Below are 14,546 nucleotides of genomic sequence, written 5' to 3'. Positions count from 1 at the left end.
TCACCGCCCTCGGCATACCCGTCACCGAAGCCATAGGATGAGTCCGTCCGGGGAAAGGGGAAATCCGGCCCAGCCGTGATTTGCTCAACAGAGTCGGGACGGAGCACTATACGACTGCCTAAGTGTTAAGGCGCGGTTGCGAGAGTCGCGCCGGGGTTAACAGCGAGGCGAAGCGAATGACCGTGCAGGGCGCCATAAAAGCCGAGTACCTTCCCCACGACGACGAACCGTTCATGTGCGAGCGCCAGAAGGAGTGGTTCCGCAAGCGCCTCCTTGACCTGAAGAACGAGATCTACGCCGAGAGTCGCGAGACGGTGGAGTCGATGCAGGAGAGCGCGACGAACATCCCCGATCTGGTCGACCGCGCCTCCGCCGAGGCCGACCGCGCGCTCGAACTGCGCACGCGCGACCGCCAGCGCAAGCTCGTCTCCAAGATCGACAGCGCCCTGCGCCGGATCGAGAACGGCGAGTACGGCTACTGCGAGGAGACTGGCGAGCCGATCAGCCTCAAGCGCCTGATCGCGCGCCCCACCGCCACGCTGTCGCTGGAGGCGCAGGAGCGCCACGAGCGCCGCGAGAAGGTCCACCGCGACGAATGACGGCCGCGGCGCGCCGGGGCGAGGCCGCGCCCGCGGCGGCGCGCTGGGGCGTCGACGCGTCGGCCGCCCTGGCGCTCAACGCCGCCCATGAGGCCGAGACCGGCCCGCTCGACGGGCCGGCGCTCGACGCACTGCTCGCCGGGGCGTTCCATGTCGGCGCCGAGGCCGGCGGGCGCGACGCCCTGCTGATCGCCTTCGACGAGGGCGCATCCTACGACAGCCCCAACTATCGCTGGTTCCGCGAGCGCTTCCCGCGCTTCGTCTATGTCGACCGCGTGATCGTCGCGCCGGCGGCGCGCGGGCGCGGCGTCGCCCGCAGGCTTTACGGTGCGCTTTTCGCGCGGGCGGTGGCGGCCGGGCACGGTCTCGCCTGCTGCGAGATCAACAGCGCGCCCCCGAATCCGGGCTCGGACGCCTTTCACGCGCGGCTCGGCTTCGCCGAGGCGGGCGCCGCCGTCCTGCCGGAGCGCGGCAAGGCCGTGCGCTACCTGACGCGCGCCCTGACCTGCGCGCCCTGACCTGCGCGCGGGGGCCGGGGCGCCGCACCCCGGGCTCAGTCCGACCGGCGTGAGACGGGGATCGGAGACCTCGCGCGTCCAACGGGGCAGCCCGAGCGGCGGATCCGGTGCGATCGGGGACGGCCGCCGCCCTAGCCGCGGCGGGACCGGCCGGAGGCGGCGCGGCGCTCGGTGGTCGCGGCGGGGGCGTAGCGGTACTCCGCCGCCGGCCTGCCGCCCTGCCGCGCCGTGCGGCCGCCCGTGGGCTCGACGAGACCCGAGCGCTCCACCTGCCGGCGGAAATTCTGCTTGTGCAGCGTCTGCCCCAGCACCGCCTCGGCCGAGCGCTGGAGCTCGAACAGCGTGAACTCCGGCGGCGTCAGTTCGAAAAGCACCGGCTTCCACGCCAGCTTGCCCCGCAGCCGTCCGACGCCGGTGGCGAGGATGCGGCGGTGATCGAGCGGCAGCGGCGCGCCGAGCCGAGGCAGGTCCGCTGGCGGCGGCCCCCCCTGGTCGCGCCACGCCTCCGCCACCAGCCGTGAGGAATACAGGAGTTCGTAGCGCTCCAGCGTCAGGGCAGGATCCCACGCCGCGCCGTCGAGGCCGAAGCAGGCCGCGGCGCGCTGCCGGCGCCGCGCCGGCCCCGCCTCGATCCATGGCCTCAGCGCCGGCGCGATGACCTCGTCCACCATCGGCGGGCGGCCCTGGGCCTCCGGAGCGTCGCCGGGCGTCGCGGCGCGGGCGTCCTCCCACGGGAAATGCCGCCGCCAAGGCGTCCAGCCGACGGCGGGGCCGGCGGCCTCCTGCGGGCGGGCGAGCGCGAGATAGCCGACCGACACGACATGCGGCGCTCGGTCCCCGCCCGGCGCGGCGGGCGCGCGGTCCCCGCCCGGCGCGGTCCGCGCGCGGTCCCCGAAGGTGTAGAGCTGCTCGACATAGCCAAGGGTGACGCCGGCGCTCTCCGCCACCCAGTCGCGCAGCGCGAGCTCCAGCGTGCGGTGGCGGTCGGGGTCGAAGGCGGCGGTGGGCAGGTCGCGCGGCCCGGCGGCGCGCGTCGTGGCGACCACCGGCTCCAGCCCGCGCCGCCCCTCCGCCAGCGCCATGATGACGGCGCTGAGCTCCAGCCGGACGGCGCGCACCCCGCTCACGAAGCGGCGCTCAGCGCGGCGAAGCGGCGCAGGAAGGCCGCGGCCGCGGCCGCAGGCGGCATCGGGTCGAGCCGGAGCTCGCGCCAGCCCTCGACGCGCGGCCGGCCGAAGAAGCGCCCGGCCTCGATCTCGGAGAACCCCGCGAGCTGAGTCGCCTCCAGCCACGCGCTCGCCCGGTCGGCGCGCTTGATGCGCGCCTTCAGCGCCGCCGACGGCGCCGGCGGCAGGCCGAAGCGGATGTGGACGGCGGCGGCCAGCCGGTCCTCGAAGGCGCGGTAGTCCAGCCCGAGCGCCGCCTTGAACGGCGAGATCATGTCGCCGATGACGTATTCCGGCGCATCGTGCAGCAGCGCGCACAGCCGTTCGGCGCGCGTCGCCGGGCCGAGGCGGGCCAGCACGTCCTCCACCACCAGCGAATGCTCCGCCACCGAGAACGGCCAGTCGCCCGAAGTCTGCCCGTTCCACCGCGCCACGCGGGCGAGGCCGTGGGCGATGTCCTCGATCTCCACGTCGAGCGGCGAGGGGTCGAGCAGGTCGAGCCTGCGGCCCGACAGCATCCGTTGCCACGCCCGCGCCGGTGTCGAAGCCGCCATGTCGCCTCCGTTTCCTACGATCCTTGTCCTAGCGCGGTCCGGCGCGCGTGTTGATCCCCCGCCTGCATGCGGGCCGCATCCGGTCGCCGGCCTTGATGCGTCGCGCGGCGGGCGTATGATGCGCCGCAACGCAGGAGCAGGCGAGGACGCCCCATGATCGACGCGCCGGAAACCCTTGTCGTGGAGCAGAGCCGCGTCGCGTGCGAGGGGCAGGGCGGGGCCCTCGGCCACCCGAAGGTCTGGTACTCCATCGGTGCCTCGGGCTTCGTGGAGTGCAAGTACTGCGACCGCCGCTTCGTGCTGCGCGGGGGGCCGGCGGATCAGCCGGTGTCGGAGGTGGTTCCAGGCTTCGAGGCCTCCACCGGCGCCGTCGCGAGCCCCGACGGCGACCTGGCGCTGGGCGAGCCCCGCGAGACCGGCGCGCGGACCCTCACCTGACCCGTCCGGTCCGCGGGCTTCCTGCGCGGTCGCCCGCAGTCTAGCCTGCGCGCCTGCGGAAGGCTTGGGAGCGAGGGCATGGACGGGGATTCGGGCGAGGGCGCCGGCGAGAGCGTTGGCGGCATCGGCGCAGGCGACCTGCTGCATCTGGTCGACGGCTCGGCCTACATCTTCCGCGCCTTCCATGCGCTGCCGCCGCTCACGCGGAAATCCGACGGCCTGCCGGTGGGCGCGGTGTCGGGCTTCTGCAACATGCTGTTCAAGCTGATCCAGGGCGACGGCGGGCGGGCGCCCACGCATCTCGCGGTCATCTTCGACCACTCCTCAAAGACCTTCCGCAACGACATCTATCCCGATTACAAGGGCCATCGCCCCGACCCGCCCGAAGAGCTCGTGCCGCAGTTTCCGCTGATCCGCGACGCGACGCGCGCCTTCAACTGCGCCTGCATCGAGACGCCGGGCTTCGAGGCCGACGACATCATCGCCACCTACGCCCGGCAGGCGGCGGCGAAGGGCGCCGAGGTGGTGATCGTCTCCGCCGACAAGGATCTCATGCAGTTGGTGGGCGGGCGCATCTTCATGCGCAAGCCGGGCCTGCGCGGCGAGCCCGACGAGACCATCGACGCCGAGGGCGTGCACGAGAAGTTCGGGGTGGGGCCGGACAAGGTGGTGGACGTGCAGGCGCTCGCCGGCGACGCGACCGACAACGTGCCCGGCGCGCCGGGCATCGGGATCAAGACCGCCGCGCAGCTCATCAACGATTTCGGCGATGTCGAGGCGCTGCTCGCCCGCGCCGAGGAGATCAAGCAGCCAAAGCGCCGCCAGACGTTGATCGACCACGCCGAGCAGATCCGCATCTCGCGCCGGCTGGTCGAGCTGTGCGACGCCGTGCCGGACCTGCCCGACTGGCCCGAGCTGACGGTGCGCGCGCCCGAGGCCGGGGCGCTGATCGGCTTTCTGAAGGCGATGGAGTTCCGCACCCTCACCAACCGCATCGCCGAGACGCTGGGCGCGGAGGCCGGCGAGATCGCCGCGTCGGACGTTGCCGCCGAGGCGCCGGCGAAGCCCGCCGCCGACAGCGCCGCGCCGGCCGGGGAGAAGCCCGCCGCGCCGATCGACCATTCCGCCTATGTCGTGATCCGCGACGCCGACACGCTGCGCGCCTGGGTGGCGGAGGCGACGGCGGCGGGCGTCGTCGCCGTGGACACCGAGACCACCTCGCTCGACGAGATGCAGGCCGAGCTCGTCGGCGTCTCGCTGGCCACTGCGCCGGGGAGGGCGGCCTATGCGCCGCTCGGCCATGTCGAGGGCGACGGCGACCTGCTGGGCGCCTCGCAGCGGGCGCCTGGGCAGATGGGCCTTGAGGAGGCGCTCGACATCCTGCGGCCGATGCTCGCCGATCCCGCCGTGCTCAAGATCGGCCAGAACCTCAAATACGACATGAAGGTGCTGAAGCGGCATGGCGTCGAGGTCACGCCGATCGACGACACCATGCTCATCAGCTACGCGCAGTCCGCCGGGCTGCACAGCCACGGCATGGACGCGCTGTCGCAGCGCTACCTCGACCACGAGCCCATCGCGATCAAGACGCTGCTGGGCTCGGGCAAGGGCCAGATCACCTTCGACAGGGTGCCGATCGACAAGGCCGCGCCCTATGCGGCGGAGGATGCGGACGTCACGCTCAGGCTCTGGAAGGTGCTGCGCCCGCGGATGATCGCCGCCGGCGTCACCACCGTCTACGAGACGCTGGAGCGCCCGCTCGCGCCGGTGCTGGCGGCGATGGAGCTGCGCGGCGTCAAGGTCGACCGCGACGCGCTCAGCCGCCTCTCCAATGCGTTCGCCCAGCGCATGGCGGGGCTGGAGGCGGAGATCCACGAACTGGCGGGCGAGAAGTTCAACGTCGGCTCCCCCAAGCAGCTGGGCGAGATCCTGTTCGAGCGGCTGAGCCTGCAGGGGGGCAGGCAGTCCGCCAAGAGCGGCGCCTACGTCACCGACGCCGACACGCTGGAGAGCCTCGCCGCGCAGGGCCACGACCTGCCGGCGCGGGTGCTCGACTGGCGGCAGCTCTCCAAGCTCAAGGGCACCTACACCGACGCGCTGCAGGGCCACATCAACGCCGAGACCGGCCGCGTCCACACCTCCTTCTCGATGGCGGCCACCACCACCGGGCGGCTGGCTTCGACCGACCCCAACCTCCAGAACATCCCGGTGCGGTCGGAGGAGGGCCGGCGCATCCGCGAGGCGTTCATCGCCGAACCGGGGAACGTGCTGCTGTCGCTGGACTATTCCCAGATCGAGCTGCGCATCCTCGCCTGCGTCGCCGACATCCCCGAGCTGAAGCAGGCGTTTCGCGAGGGCGTCGACATCCATGCGCTGACCGCGTCGGAGATGTTCGGCGTGCCGCTGGAGGGGATGGACCCGATGGTGCGGCGGCAGGCCAAGGCGATCAATTTCGGCGTGATCTACGGCATCTCCGCCTTCGGCCTCTCCAACAACCTGCGCATTCCGCAGGGCGAGGCGAAGGCCTTCATCGACCGCTATTTCGAGCGCTTCCCCGGCATCCGCGCCTACATGGACGCGACGCGTGACCGCGCCAAGCGCGACGGCTATGTGGAGACGCTGTTCGGCCGTCGCATCCACACGCCGGAGATCAACGCCAAGGGGCCGCGCGCGAGCTTCGCCTACCGCGCCGCGATCAACGCGCCCATTCAGGGCGCGGCGGCGGACGTCATCCGCCGCGCCATGGCCCGCATTCCGCAGGCGCTGGAGCGGGCGGGCTCCGGCGCCCGGATGCTGCTCCAGGTGCATGACGAGCTGCTGTTCGAATGCCCCGAGGACGAGGCCGACGAGGCTGCGGCGCTGCTCAGGGACGTCATGGAGAACGCGGCGGCCCCGGCCGCGGCGCTCGACGTGCCGCTGACGGTGGAGGCGGGCAAGGGCGCGACCTGGGCCGCGGCGCACTGAGGCGCCGGGCATTTCCGGCGGTTTTCGGCCCTGACGCCGCAGGAGGAGTCCTCAACCAGAAATTTGGCCCAGGGTGTTGGTTTGTAACGGTAAAGCTGGTGCGCCGTCCTCCCGCCCCCGCCGCTTCTCGATTTGAGCGGCGACAGGCCTTTCGCGGCCCGTCGCCAGGCGCTCGAATACGCTGTCGCAGGGAGTCCTCTCAGCGCTGGGCGGCGAAGCCGCGCAGGGCGGCGGCGTCGCGCACGGCCACCGCGCCGCGCGCCAGCGCGATCCAGCCGCGGCGCTCGAACTCCTTGAGGATGCGCGAGACGACCTCGCGCGCGGTGCCGAGCTCGCCAGCGATGGCCTGATGCGTCGCGGCGACCTCCGGCCCGGCCTCGGCCAGCCACGCCGCGAGCCGCAGGTCGACGCGGTGCAGCAGCAGTTCGTCGATCACCTCCACCAGCTCGCGGATGCGGGTGGCGAAGACCCCCAGCGCCATGGAGCGGAACGGCTCGTTCTCCGCCAACAGCCGCTGGAACGTCGCCGGCGAGAGCGCCAGCGCCTCGATGTCGCCCTCCGCATAGCCCCAGGCGCGATAGGCGCCGCCCGTGACGAGGCAGGAGGTCGTCATCACGCAGGTGTCGCCGGGGCCGACGCGGTAAAGCACGACCGAGCGGCCCGTCGCCCCCATGTGCTCCACCCGCACCACGCCCGACAGCATCACCACGAAGCCCTGACACGCGTCGCCGGGGCTGAACATGCGCTGCCCGTCGGTCCGTCTCAGCAGCGAGCCGTTCGCCGCGACGACCTCGCGCAGCGCGTCGGGCCAGTCGGGCGCGGCGGCGGCGAGGGCGGCGCGCAGGTCGGGGCTGCGGCTGGGCGCGCTCACGGCCGCCTCATTCCGCCGGCGCGGCGGCGGCCGGCCGTTCGGGGCCGGGCGGGCAGCCGCGCGAGGGGTCGCGCCGCGTGTCGCGCCGGGGCGCGGCGAGCGCGGCCTCCGCGACGGCGGGCGCGAGCGCGCGGAACGCGTCGAACTGCGTCAGGAACACCTCGCCGGAGAGGTGGGCGGTGAAGCCCGCGCGCTCCAGCCGGTCCATCACCGGCCCCTTCACCTCCGCGAGGTGGAGGCTCACGCCGCCGTCGCGCAGGCGGTGGTCGATGGCCTCGAGACTCTCCAGCGCCGACGCGTCGATGGCGTTGACCGCGGTGCATACCAGCACGACATGGCGCAGCGCGGGGTCGGCGGCGACGGCGTCGAGGATGCAGTCCTCCAGAAAGCGGGCGTTGGGGAAATAGAGGCTCTCGTCGATCCGCATCATCCGCACCGCGGGGCTGGTGGCGACCTCGTGGCGGGCGACGTTGCGGAAATGCTCGGTGCCCGGCACCTGCCCCAGCACTGCGACATGGGGCGTGGAGGTGCGGTAGAGGTGCAGCAGGATCGATAGCGCCACGCCGGCGATGATGCCCGCCTCCACGCCCGCGCCGAGGGTGAGCAGGATGGTGGCGAGCTGGGCGGCGAAATCCGTGCGCGACCAGCGCCATACGCGGCGCAGCGCACCCAGGTCCACAAGGCTCAGCACCGCGACGATGATGGTGGCGGCCAGCGTCGCCACCGGCAGGAAGTGCAGCAGCGGCGTCAGCAGCAGGGCGGCGAGCAGGATGCCGACGGCTGTGAAGGCTCCGGCCGCGGGCGTCTCGGCGCCGGCGTCGAAGTTCACCACCGAGCGCGCGAAGCCGCCCGTGACGGGATAGCCGCCGGTGAAGGCGGCGCCGATGTTGGCGGCGCCGAGGCCGATCAGCTCCTGGTCCGGCGCGATGCGCTGGCGGCGCTTGGCGGCCAGCGTCTGCGCGACGGAGACCGATTCGACGAAGCCGACCACCGAGATCAGCAGCGCCGAGACCGCCAGCGACCCCCAGAGTTCGACATCGAGGCTCGGCAGGGTCAGCGGCGGCAGTCCCTGCGGAATCGCGCCGACGATGGCGACGCCCATCCCGTCGAGGCCCAGCGCCCAGGTGGCGAGCGTCGTGGCGGCGACGGCGGCGACCGGGCCGGCCTTGGCGAGCGCGTCGGCGAGCTTCGGCGCGACGCCCCGCGCGATCAGCGTCGGCTTCAGCCGCTTGCGCGCCCAGAACAGGAACGCCGCCGCCGACACGCCGATGATCGCCGTGACCGGATTGGCGTCGGGCAGGTGCTCGGCCAGAGAGCCCAGCAGCTCCAGCAGGTTGTGGCCCGAGGCTGGCACGCCGAGGACATGCTTGAGCTGGCTCGCCGCGATGATGAGGCCCGAGGCGGTGATGAACCCCGAGATCACCGGGTGGCTGAGGAAATTGGCGAGGAAACCGAGCTTCAGCAGCCCCATCGCCGTCAGCATCAGGCCCGACATCAGCGCCAGCGCGATCGCGGCGGCCCAGTATTCCGGCGTCCCCTGCGCGGCGAGCTCGCCGACCGCGGCGGCGGTCATCAGCGACACGACGGCGACCGGGCCGACCGCGAGCGCCCGCGAGGTGCCGAACACGGCGTAGAGCGCGAGCGGCGCGATGGAGGCGTAGAGCCCCACCTCCGGCGGCAGCCCGGCCAGCATCGCGTAGGCCAGCGACTGCGGGATCAGCATGATGGTGACGATGACGGCGGCGAGCGCGTCGTTGGCGGCGGTCTCGCGCGAATAGCGGCTGCCCCAGTCGAGGATCGGCAGGTAACGGGTCAGGGACATGGGGCCGGGTCTCGCCTCTCAAGAAAGGGCCGCCGGGGAACGGCCCCGGCGGCAGTCATACCACGTCTCAGGGAGGAGCGGACGCGGCGTCTCGCGGTCTCAGGAAGCCCTGGCGGCGCCGGTCTCGCAGGCGGGCAGCGCCTCGTGGGCCTTGGGCGTCATCGGCAGCAGCGTGGGCCGCGCGAGCCATTCGCGGGCCTTGAACATGCCGTTCCAGTATAGCCAGGGCAGCATCCGCTCCTTCAGCAGCCACGCCAGCCGCGACGGGCGCCTGCCGTCGATCAGCCAGGTCGGCAGCGACGGCTGAACCTTGCCGCCATAGAGGAACTCCGCCAGCACGATCCTGCCGCGCTCCACCGTCAGCGGGCAGGAGCCGTAGCCGTCATAGACCGCGCGCAGCGCCTCGCCCTTCAGCATCGCGACGATGTTCTCGGCGACCACCGGGGCCTGCTTGCGCACGGCGGCGGCGGTCTTGGCGTTCGGCGCCGAGCAGCCGTCGCCGAGGCCGAACACGTCGCCGTAGCGCACGTGCTGCAGCGTCTGGTGGTTGACCTCCACCCAGCCCGCGGCGTCGCCGAAGGGCGAGGCGCGCATCAGGTCGGTCGGACGCTGGGGCGGCGTGACGTGGAGCATGTCGAAGGGCTTCTCGACCATGTGCTCCGCATCGCCGTCCTTCACCGCAAAGGTGGCGGTGCGGGCGGGGCCGTCCACGGCGACGAGGCGCTCGTTGAGGCCGAGCCGAACCTCGTATTTGCGGATGTACTCCATCAGCGCCGGCACATAGTCGGCTACGCCGAACAGCACGCCGCCGGCGTTGCAGAACTCGATCTGCACGTCGCCGATGCGGCCTTCGCGCGTCCAGTGGTCGGCCGAGAGATACATCGCCTTCTGCGGCGCGCCGGCGCATTTGATCGGCATCGGCGGCTGCGTGAAGATCGCGCGGCCCGAGCGCAGGCCCTGCGTCAGCTCCCAGGTGTAGGGGGCGAGGTCGAACATGTAGTTCGACGTCACGCCGTTGGCGCCCAGCGTCTCGCGCAGGCCGTCGATGGCGTCCCAGTCCAGATGCAGGCCCGGCGAGAGCACGAGTGCGCGATAGCCGAGCCTCGTCCCGTCCTCCAGCACGACTTGGGACTTCTCGGGGGCGAAGGCGGCTGCGGCGGTGCGGACCCACTTCACGCCCGCCGGCATGACTTCGGCCATGGGCCGCATCGTCTCGGCGCGGTTGAACACGCCGCCGCCCACCAGCGTCCAGCCGGGCTGATAATAGTGCTCCGCGCGCGGCTCCACGATGGCGATGTCGAGCTTCGGATTGCGCTTGAGCAGGCTCGCGGCGGTCGAGATGCCGCCCGCGCCGCCGCCGACGATCACCACGTCGTGGCGCGCCGCCGGGGCCAGCGCGATCACGTCGCCGCGCGAGGCCTCCAGCCGCGGACGCAGCGGCGCGAGGTCGTAGCCGACGCCGCCGGCGGCCTGAAGGATCGCGTCCGCCGAGAGCCGCGGCGCCTTCGCCAGGCCCCAGAGCGTCGCCGAGCGCGAGCCGGTGCGGCAGAAGGCCAGAACCGGGCCCTCGAGTTCGTCGAGCGCGGCGCGGAACGCCGCGACGTCCTGCTCCCCGATCTGGCCCGGCTTCACCGGGATCGCGCGGAAGGGCAGGCCGTGCGCCTCGGCCGCGGCGCGGATCGCGGCGGTCGCCGGCTGGTCCTCGCTTTCGCCGTCGGGGCGGTTGCAGACGATGGCGCGCGCGCCCTGCGCCACGGCCACGCCGACGTCCTCGGGCGCGATCTGCGGCGACGCCCAGAAATCGGGCGCGATGCGGCGAATGTCCATGAAGCGATCTCCTCCCCGCGCCGCAGGTCAGGCTGCGGCGTCATCCTTGTTGTCGTTGACGCGTCAGAGCTGGTTGAGCGGCACCTTGAGGTAGGTCACGCCGTTGTCCTCGGCGGGCGGCATCTGGCCGGCGCGCATGTTCACCTGGATCGACGGGATGATCAGCTTCGGCATCCCCAGCGTGGCGTCCCGGGCCTCGCGCATCGCGACGAACTCCTCGCGCGTCTTGCCGGCGATGTGGACGTTGGCCTTCTTCTGCTCCGCGACCGTCGTCTCCCAGCGGTATTCCTCGCGGCCCGGCGCCTTGTAGTCGTGGCACATGTAGAGGGTCGTCGCGTCGGGCAGGCTCAGCACCTTCTGGATGCTGTCATAGAGGGTGCCGGCGTCCCCGCCCGGAAAGTCGCAGCGCGCCGTGCCGTAGTCGGGCATGAACAGCGTGTCGCCGACGAAGGCGGCCTCGCCGATGACGTAGGTCAGGCAGGCCGGCGTGTGGCCCGGCGTATGCAGCACCGAGCCCGAGAGCGCGCCGATCTCGAAGCGGTCCTGCTCGCGGAACAGCCGGTCGAACTGGCGGCCGTCGCGCTCGAACTCGGTGCCGGCGTTGAAGATCTTGCCGAACACGTCCTGCACGATGGTGATGTTCTCGCCGATGCCGATCTTGCCGCCGACCTCGCGCTGGATGTAGGGCGCGGCGGAGAGGTGGTCGGCGTGGACATGCGTCTCCAGCAGCCATTCCACGGTCAGGCCGTGCTTCTTCACATGGGCGATGATCGCGTCGGCGGAGCGGGTGTCGGTGCGGCCGGCGGCGGCGTCGAAGTCGAGCACGCTGTCGACGATGGCGCAGGCCGGGCCGGAGGGATCCTTGACGACGTACGAGACCGTGTTGGTCGGCTCGTCGAAAAACGCGGTCACATCCGGTTTCATGGTCCAGCTTCCTCCTAAAGGTTTACGCCAAGGATATCTTTCTGCCGGGACGGTTTAGCAAGGGACGGGTGTGTGACGAGGTCACAGAAGCGGGTGCGCGGATCAGCGCAGGCGCGTCGCCGCCCTTCGGCATCGGTGCGGACGCCGCTCAGACGCAGCGGCGGGCGTAGCGCGCGCCGAGGGCGGTCAGGATCTCGTAGCCGATGGTGCCTGCGGCGGCGGCGAGCGCGTCTACGCCCTGATCGGGGCCCAGCAGCGAGACCATGTCGCCGGGGCCAAGGTCGGGCGCCACGGTCGCGTCGATGGTCAGGAGGTCCATGCTGACGCGGCCGATCACCGGCAGCGCGCGCCCCTTGTGGAAGGCGCGCGCCCGCCCGCCCATCGCGCGGATGAGCCCGTCGGCGTAGCCCGCCGCGATGGTGGCGACGCGGGCCGGCGCGTCGGCGACCCATGCGCCGCCATAGCCCACCGCCTCGCCCTTCGCGACGTCGCGGAGCTGGATCACGGGCGCCTCGAGGTCGACGACGCGCTCCGCCTCCCGGAACGGTAGGCCGCCATAGAGGCCGACGCCGGGGCGCACCATGTCGAAGCGCCACGCCGGGCCAAGCAGCGCGCCGCCCGTCGCCGCGAGGCTGCGGCGCAGCCGGGCGAGCCGGGGATGGGCCGTCATCGCCTCGAACGAAGCGAGCTGTGCGCGGTTCATCAGGTCGGCGGGGTCGTCGGCGCAGGCGAGGTGGCTGAGCGCGAGGTCCGGGGCGAGGCCGTCGAGGGCGGCGGGGTCGTCCAGCAGGGCCGACAGCTCGTCCGCCTCCATTCCCAGCCGGTTCATCCCGCTGTCGAGCTGGAGCGCGCAGGTGAGCGGGGCGTCGCGCGCCGCGACCCGGAAGGCGGCGACCTGCGCCGGGCTGTTGAGCACCGGGCGGACGTCGGCGGCGGCGAGGTCGCGCGCGTCCTCGGCCGTGGCGCCGTTGAAGCAGTAGATCGCGGGCCCGTCGCCGAGGATGTCGCGCAGCGCGAGCGCCTCCTCGGCGAGGGCCGTGAAGAACGTCCGCGCCCCCGCCGCGCGCAGCGCCGGGGCGACCAGCGCGGCGCCGAGCCCGTAGGCGTCGGCCTTGACCACCGCGGCGCATTCGGCGGGCTCCGCGAGGGCCGCGAGCCGGCGCCAGTTCTCGGCGATGGCGGCGGTATGGATGGTCAACGTCGCGCGCATGGGCCGATTCTCATGGGGCGCGGCGCAGGCCCCGCCGCGATGGCGTGCAGCCTGCGTCAGCGGAGGGGGCGGCGCCAAGGGGCGGGGGAAACGCCGGGCGCCGATGCGGCGTCGGCGCCCGCTTCGCGCGCCGGGCCCGGCCTTCGCCGGTCAGAAGCGCGACAGGTCGGCGCGGCTCTCCTGCGCGAGGTTGCCGAAGCGGGTGAACCGGCCCTCGAACATCAGCTCGATGGTGCCGATGGGGCCGTGGCGCTGCTTGCCGATGATGACTTCGGCCTTGTTGTAGATGCGCTCGGCCTTCTCCAGCCATTCCTGGAACTTGGGGTCTTCCTCGGCCGGCTTCACGCGCTCGTGGTAGTATTCCTCTCGGTAGACGAACATCACCACGTCGGCGTCCTGCTCGATGGAGCCCGATTCGCGCAGGTCGCTGAGCTGGGGGCGCTTGTCCTCGCGGTTCTCCACCTGTCGCGAGAGCTGGGAGAGCGCGATGACGGGGATGTTGAGCTCCTTGGCGATCGCCTTGAGCCCCTGGGTGATCTCCGAGACCTCCTGCACGCGGTTGTCGGAGCCGCGGGAGGCGGCGGGGCGCACGAGCTGGAGGTAGTCCACCACCAGCACGTCGAGGCCCTTCTGGCGCTTGAGGCGCCGCGCGCGGGCGGCGAGCGTTGAGATCGGCAGCGCCGGCGTGTCGTCGATGTAGAGCGGGATGCGCTCGAGCTCGGCGGTGGCGTGGACGAAGCGGCGGAACTCGTCCTCCTCCATCTCGCCGCGGCGGATCTTCTCGCTTGGCACCTGCGCCTGTTCGGAAAGGACGCGGGTGGCGAGCTGCTCGGACGACATCTCCAGCGAAAAGAAGCCGACGACGCCGCCGTCGACGGCGCCCTCCGTTCCGTCGGGGCGTTCGCCGGTGCGGTACTGTTTGGCGATGTTGAAGGCGATGTTGGTGGCCAGCGCCGTCTTGCCCATGGAGGGGCGGCCGGCGAGGATGATGAGGTCGGAAGGGTGCAGTCCGCCGAGCTTGCGGTCCATGTCGATCAGGCCGGAACTGAGGCCGGCGAGCCCGCCGTCGCGCTGGTAGGCCGCGTTGGCTGTGTCCAGCGCCTCCTTGGCGGCGCGCAGGAAGCTGACGAAGCCGCCCTCGTAGCGCCCCTTCTCGGCGAGGGCGTAGAGCGCCTGCTCGGCCTCGACGATCTGCTCGCGGGGCTCGCTGTCGACGGTGACGGCGCTGGCGCGGCCGGCGATCTCGTCGCCGAGCAGGATCAGCTCGCGGCGCAGCGCGAGGTCGTGGATGGTCTGCGCGTAGTCCTTCGCGCTGTAGACCGAGATCGCCGCGCCCGCGAGCCGCGCGAGATAGCCCACCCCGCCGAGTTCGGCGATTGCTGGGTCGCTCTCGAGGAACGGCTTGAGGGTGACGGGGGTGGCGAGGGCGCCCGACTGGATGCGGCGGGCGGCGAGCTCGAAGATGCGCCCGTGCAGCGGTTCGTAGAAGTGTCTTGGCTCGATCAGCATCGCGATGCGGTCGAACACCTCGTTGTTGACCAGCAGCGCGCCGAGAAGCGCCTGCTCCGCCTCGATGTTGTGGGGATTGACGCGCATCTCGCGCCCGGCTTCTCCGTCCGCCATCGCCTGTCGCCCTTCTGTCGCACGGCTGGA

11 protein-coding genes and 1 pseudogene are annotated in these 14,546 nt (G+C 72.2%); 4 read left to right on the top strand and 8 right to left on the bottom strand.

What is annotated here, in order from left to right:
* Window positions 1-176 precede the first annotated feature (176 nt).
* Both dksA and BLW43_RS08205 read left to right on the top strand, forming a co-directional pair.
* Window positions 177-599: an RNA polymerase-binding protein DksA gene (gene dksA / locus BLW43_RS08210; protein ID WP_093251514.1), complete on the top strand. Its 423-nt coding sequence runs from the start codon at window positions 177-179 to the stop codon at window positions 597-599.
* Window positions 596-1,117 (top strand): GNAT family N-acetyltransferase, encoded by a 522-nt coding sequence (locus tag BLW43_RS08205; RefSeq protein ID WP_093251513.1) that lies wholly within the window; start codon window positions 596-598, stop codon window positions 1,115-1,117. The genes dksA and BLW43_RS08205 overlap by 4 nt, the downstream gene beginning before the upstream one ends.
* 131 nt (window positions 1,118-1,248) lie before the next feature.
* On the opposite strand, the gene BLW43_RS08200 is transcribed toward BLW43_RS08205, so the two are convergent.
* Both BLW43_RS08200 and BLW43_RS08195 read right to left on the bottom strand, forming a co-directional pair.
* On the bottom strand, window positions 1,249-2,244 hold the full coding sequence (locus BLW43_RS08200; protein ID WP_245730962.1) for an NUDIX hydrolase: 996 nt from the start codon (window positions 2,242-2,244) through the stop codon (window positions 1,249-1,251).
* Entirely contained in the window at window positions 2,241-2,837 is a 597-nt protein-coding gene (locus BLW43_RS08195) for an HD domain-containing protein (protein ID WP_093251511.1), read from the bottom strand. Before BLW43_RS08195 ends, BLW43_RS08200 begins: the two co-directional genes overlap by 4 nt.
* 153 nt (window positions 2,838-2,990) lie before the next feature.
* Here BLW43_RS08195 and BLW43_RS24265 point away from each other — a divergent pair.
* Both BLW43_RS24265 and polA read left to right on the top strand, forming a co-directional pair.
* Window positions 2,991-3,137 (top strand): annotated as a pseudogene (locus BLW43_RS24265) (zinc-finger domain-containing protein); the annotation flags it as partial.
* Window positions 3,138-3,353: 216 nt separating this feature from the next.
* Entirely contained in the window at window positions 3,354-6,239 is a 2,886-nt protein-coding gene (gene polA / locus BLW43_RS08185) for a DNA polymerase I (protein WP_093251506.1), read from the top strand.
* Between the two features lie 199 nt (window positions 6,240-6,438).
* On the opposite strand, the gene BLW43_RS08180 is transcribed toward polA, so the two are convergent.
* The 6 genes from BLW43_RS08180 to BLW43_RS08155 form a co-directional block, all read right to left on the bottom strand.
* A complete protein-coding gene (locus tag BLW43_RS08180) occupies window positions 6,439-7,110 on the bottom strand; it encodes a Crp/Fnr family transcriptional regulator (protein ID WP_093251503.1) in 672 nt (223 codons plus the stop codon).
* Window positions 7,111-7,117: 7 nt separating this feature from the next.
* Complete coding sequence (locus tag BLW43_RS08175; protein ID WP_093251500.1) at window positions 7,118-8,932, bottom strand: SulP family inorganic anion transporter; 1,815 nt, start codon at window positions 8,930-8,932, stop codon at window positions 7,118-7,120.
* Window positions 8,933-9,031: 99 nt separating this feature from the next.
* Window positions 9,032-10,759 (bottom strand): bifunctional protein tyrosine phosphatase family protein/NAD(P)/FAD-dependent oxidoreductase, encoded by a 1,728-nt coding sequence (locus BLW43_RS08170; protein WP_093251498.1) that lies wholly within the window; start codon window positions 10,757-10,759, stop codon window positions 9,032-9,034.
* 63 nt (window positions 10,760-10,822) lie between these two features.
* Complete coding sequence (locus tag BLW43_RS08165) at window positions 10,823-11,683, bottom strand: MBL fold metallo-hydrolase (protein ID WP_093251495.1); 861 nt, start codon at window positions 11,681-11,683, stop codon at window positions 10,823-10,825.
* A 148-nt stretch (window positions 11,684-11,831) separates the two neighbouring features.
* Window positions 11,832-12,893, bottom strand: a complete 1,062-nt coding sequence (gene alr, locus BLW43_RS08160) for an alanine racemase (RefSeq protein WP_093251493.1) — start codon at window positions 12,891-12,893, stop codon at window positions 11,832-11,834.
* 150 nt (window positions 12,894-13,043) lie between these two features.
* A complete protein-coding gene (locus BLW43_RS08155; protein WP_093251490.1) occupies window positions 13,044-14,516 on the bottom strand; it encodes a replicative DNA helicase in 1,473 nt (490 codons plus the stop codon).
* Between the last annotated feature and the right edge of the window lie 30 nt (window positions 14,517-14,546).

The sequence above is a fragment of the Rubrimonas cliftonensis genome (assembly GCF_900107585.1).
Classification (GTDB): domain Bacteria; phylum Pseudomonadota; class Alphaproteobacteria; order Rhodobacterales; family Rhodobacteraceae; genus Rubrimonas; species Rubrimonas cliftonensis.
This window is presented reverse-complemented; position numbering and strand designations above follow the sequence as displayed.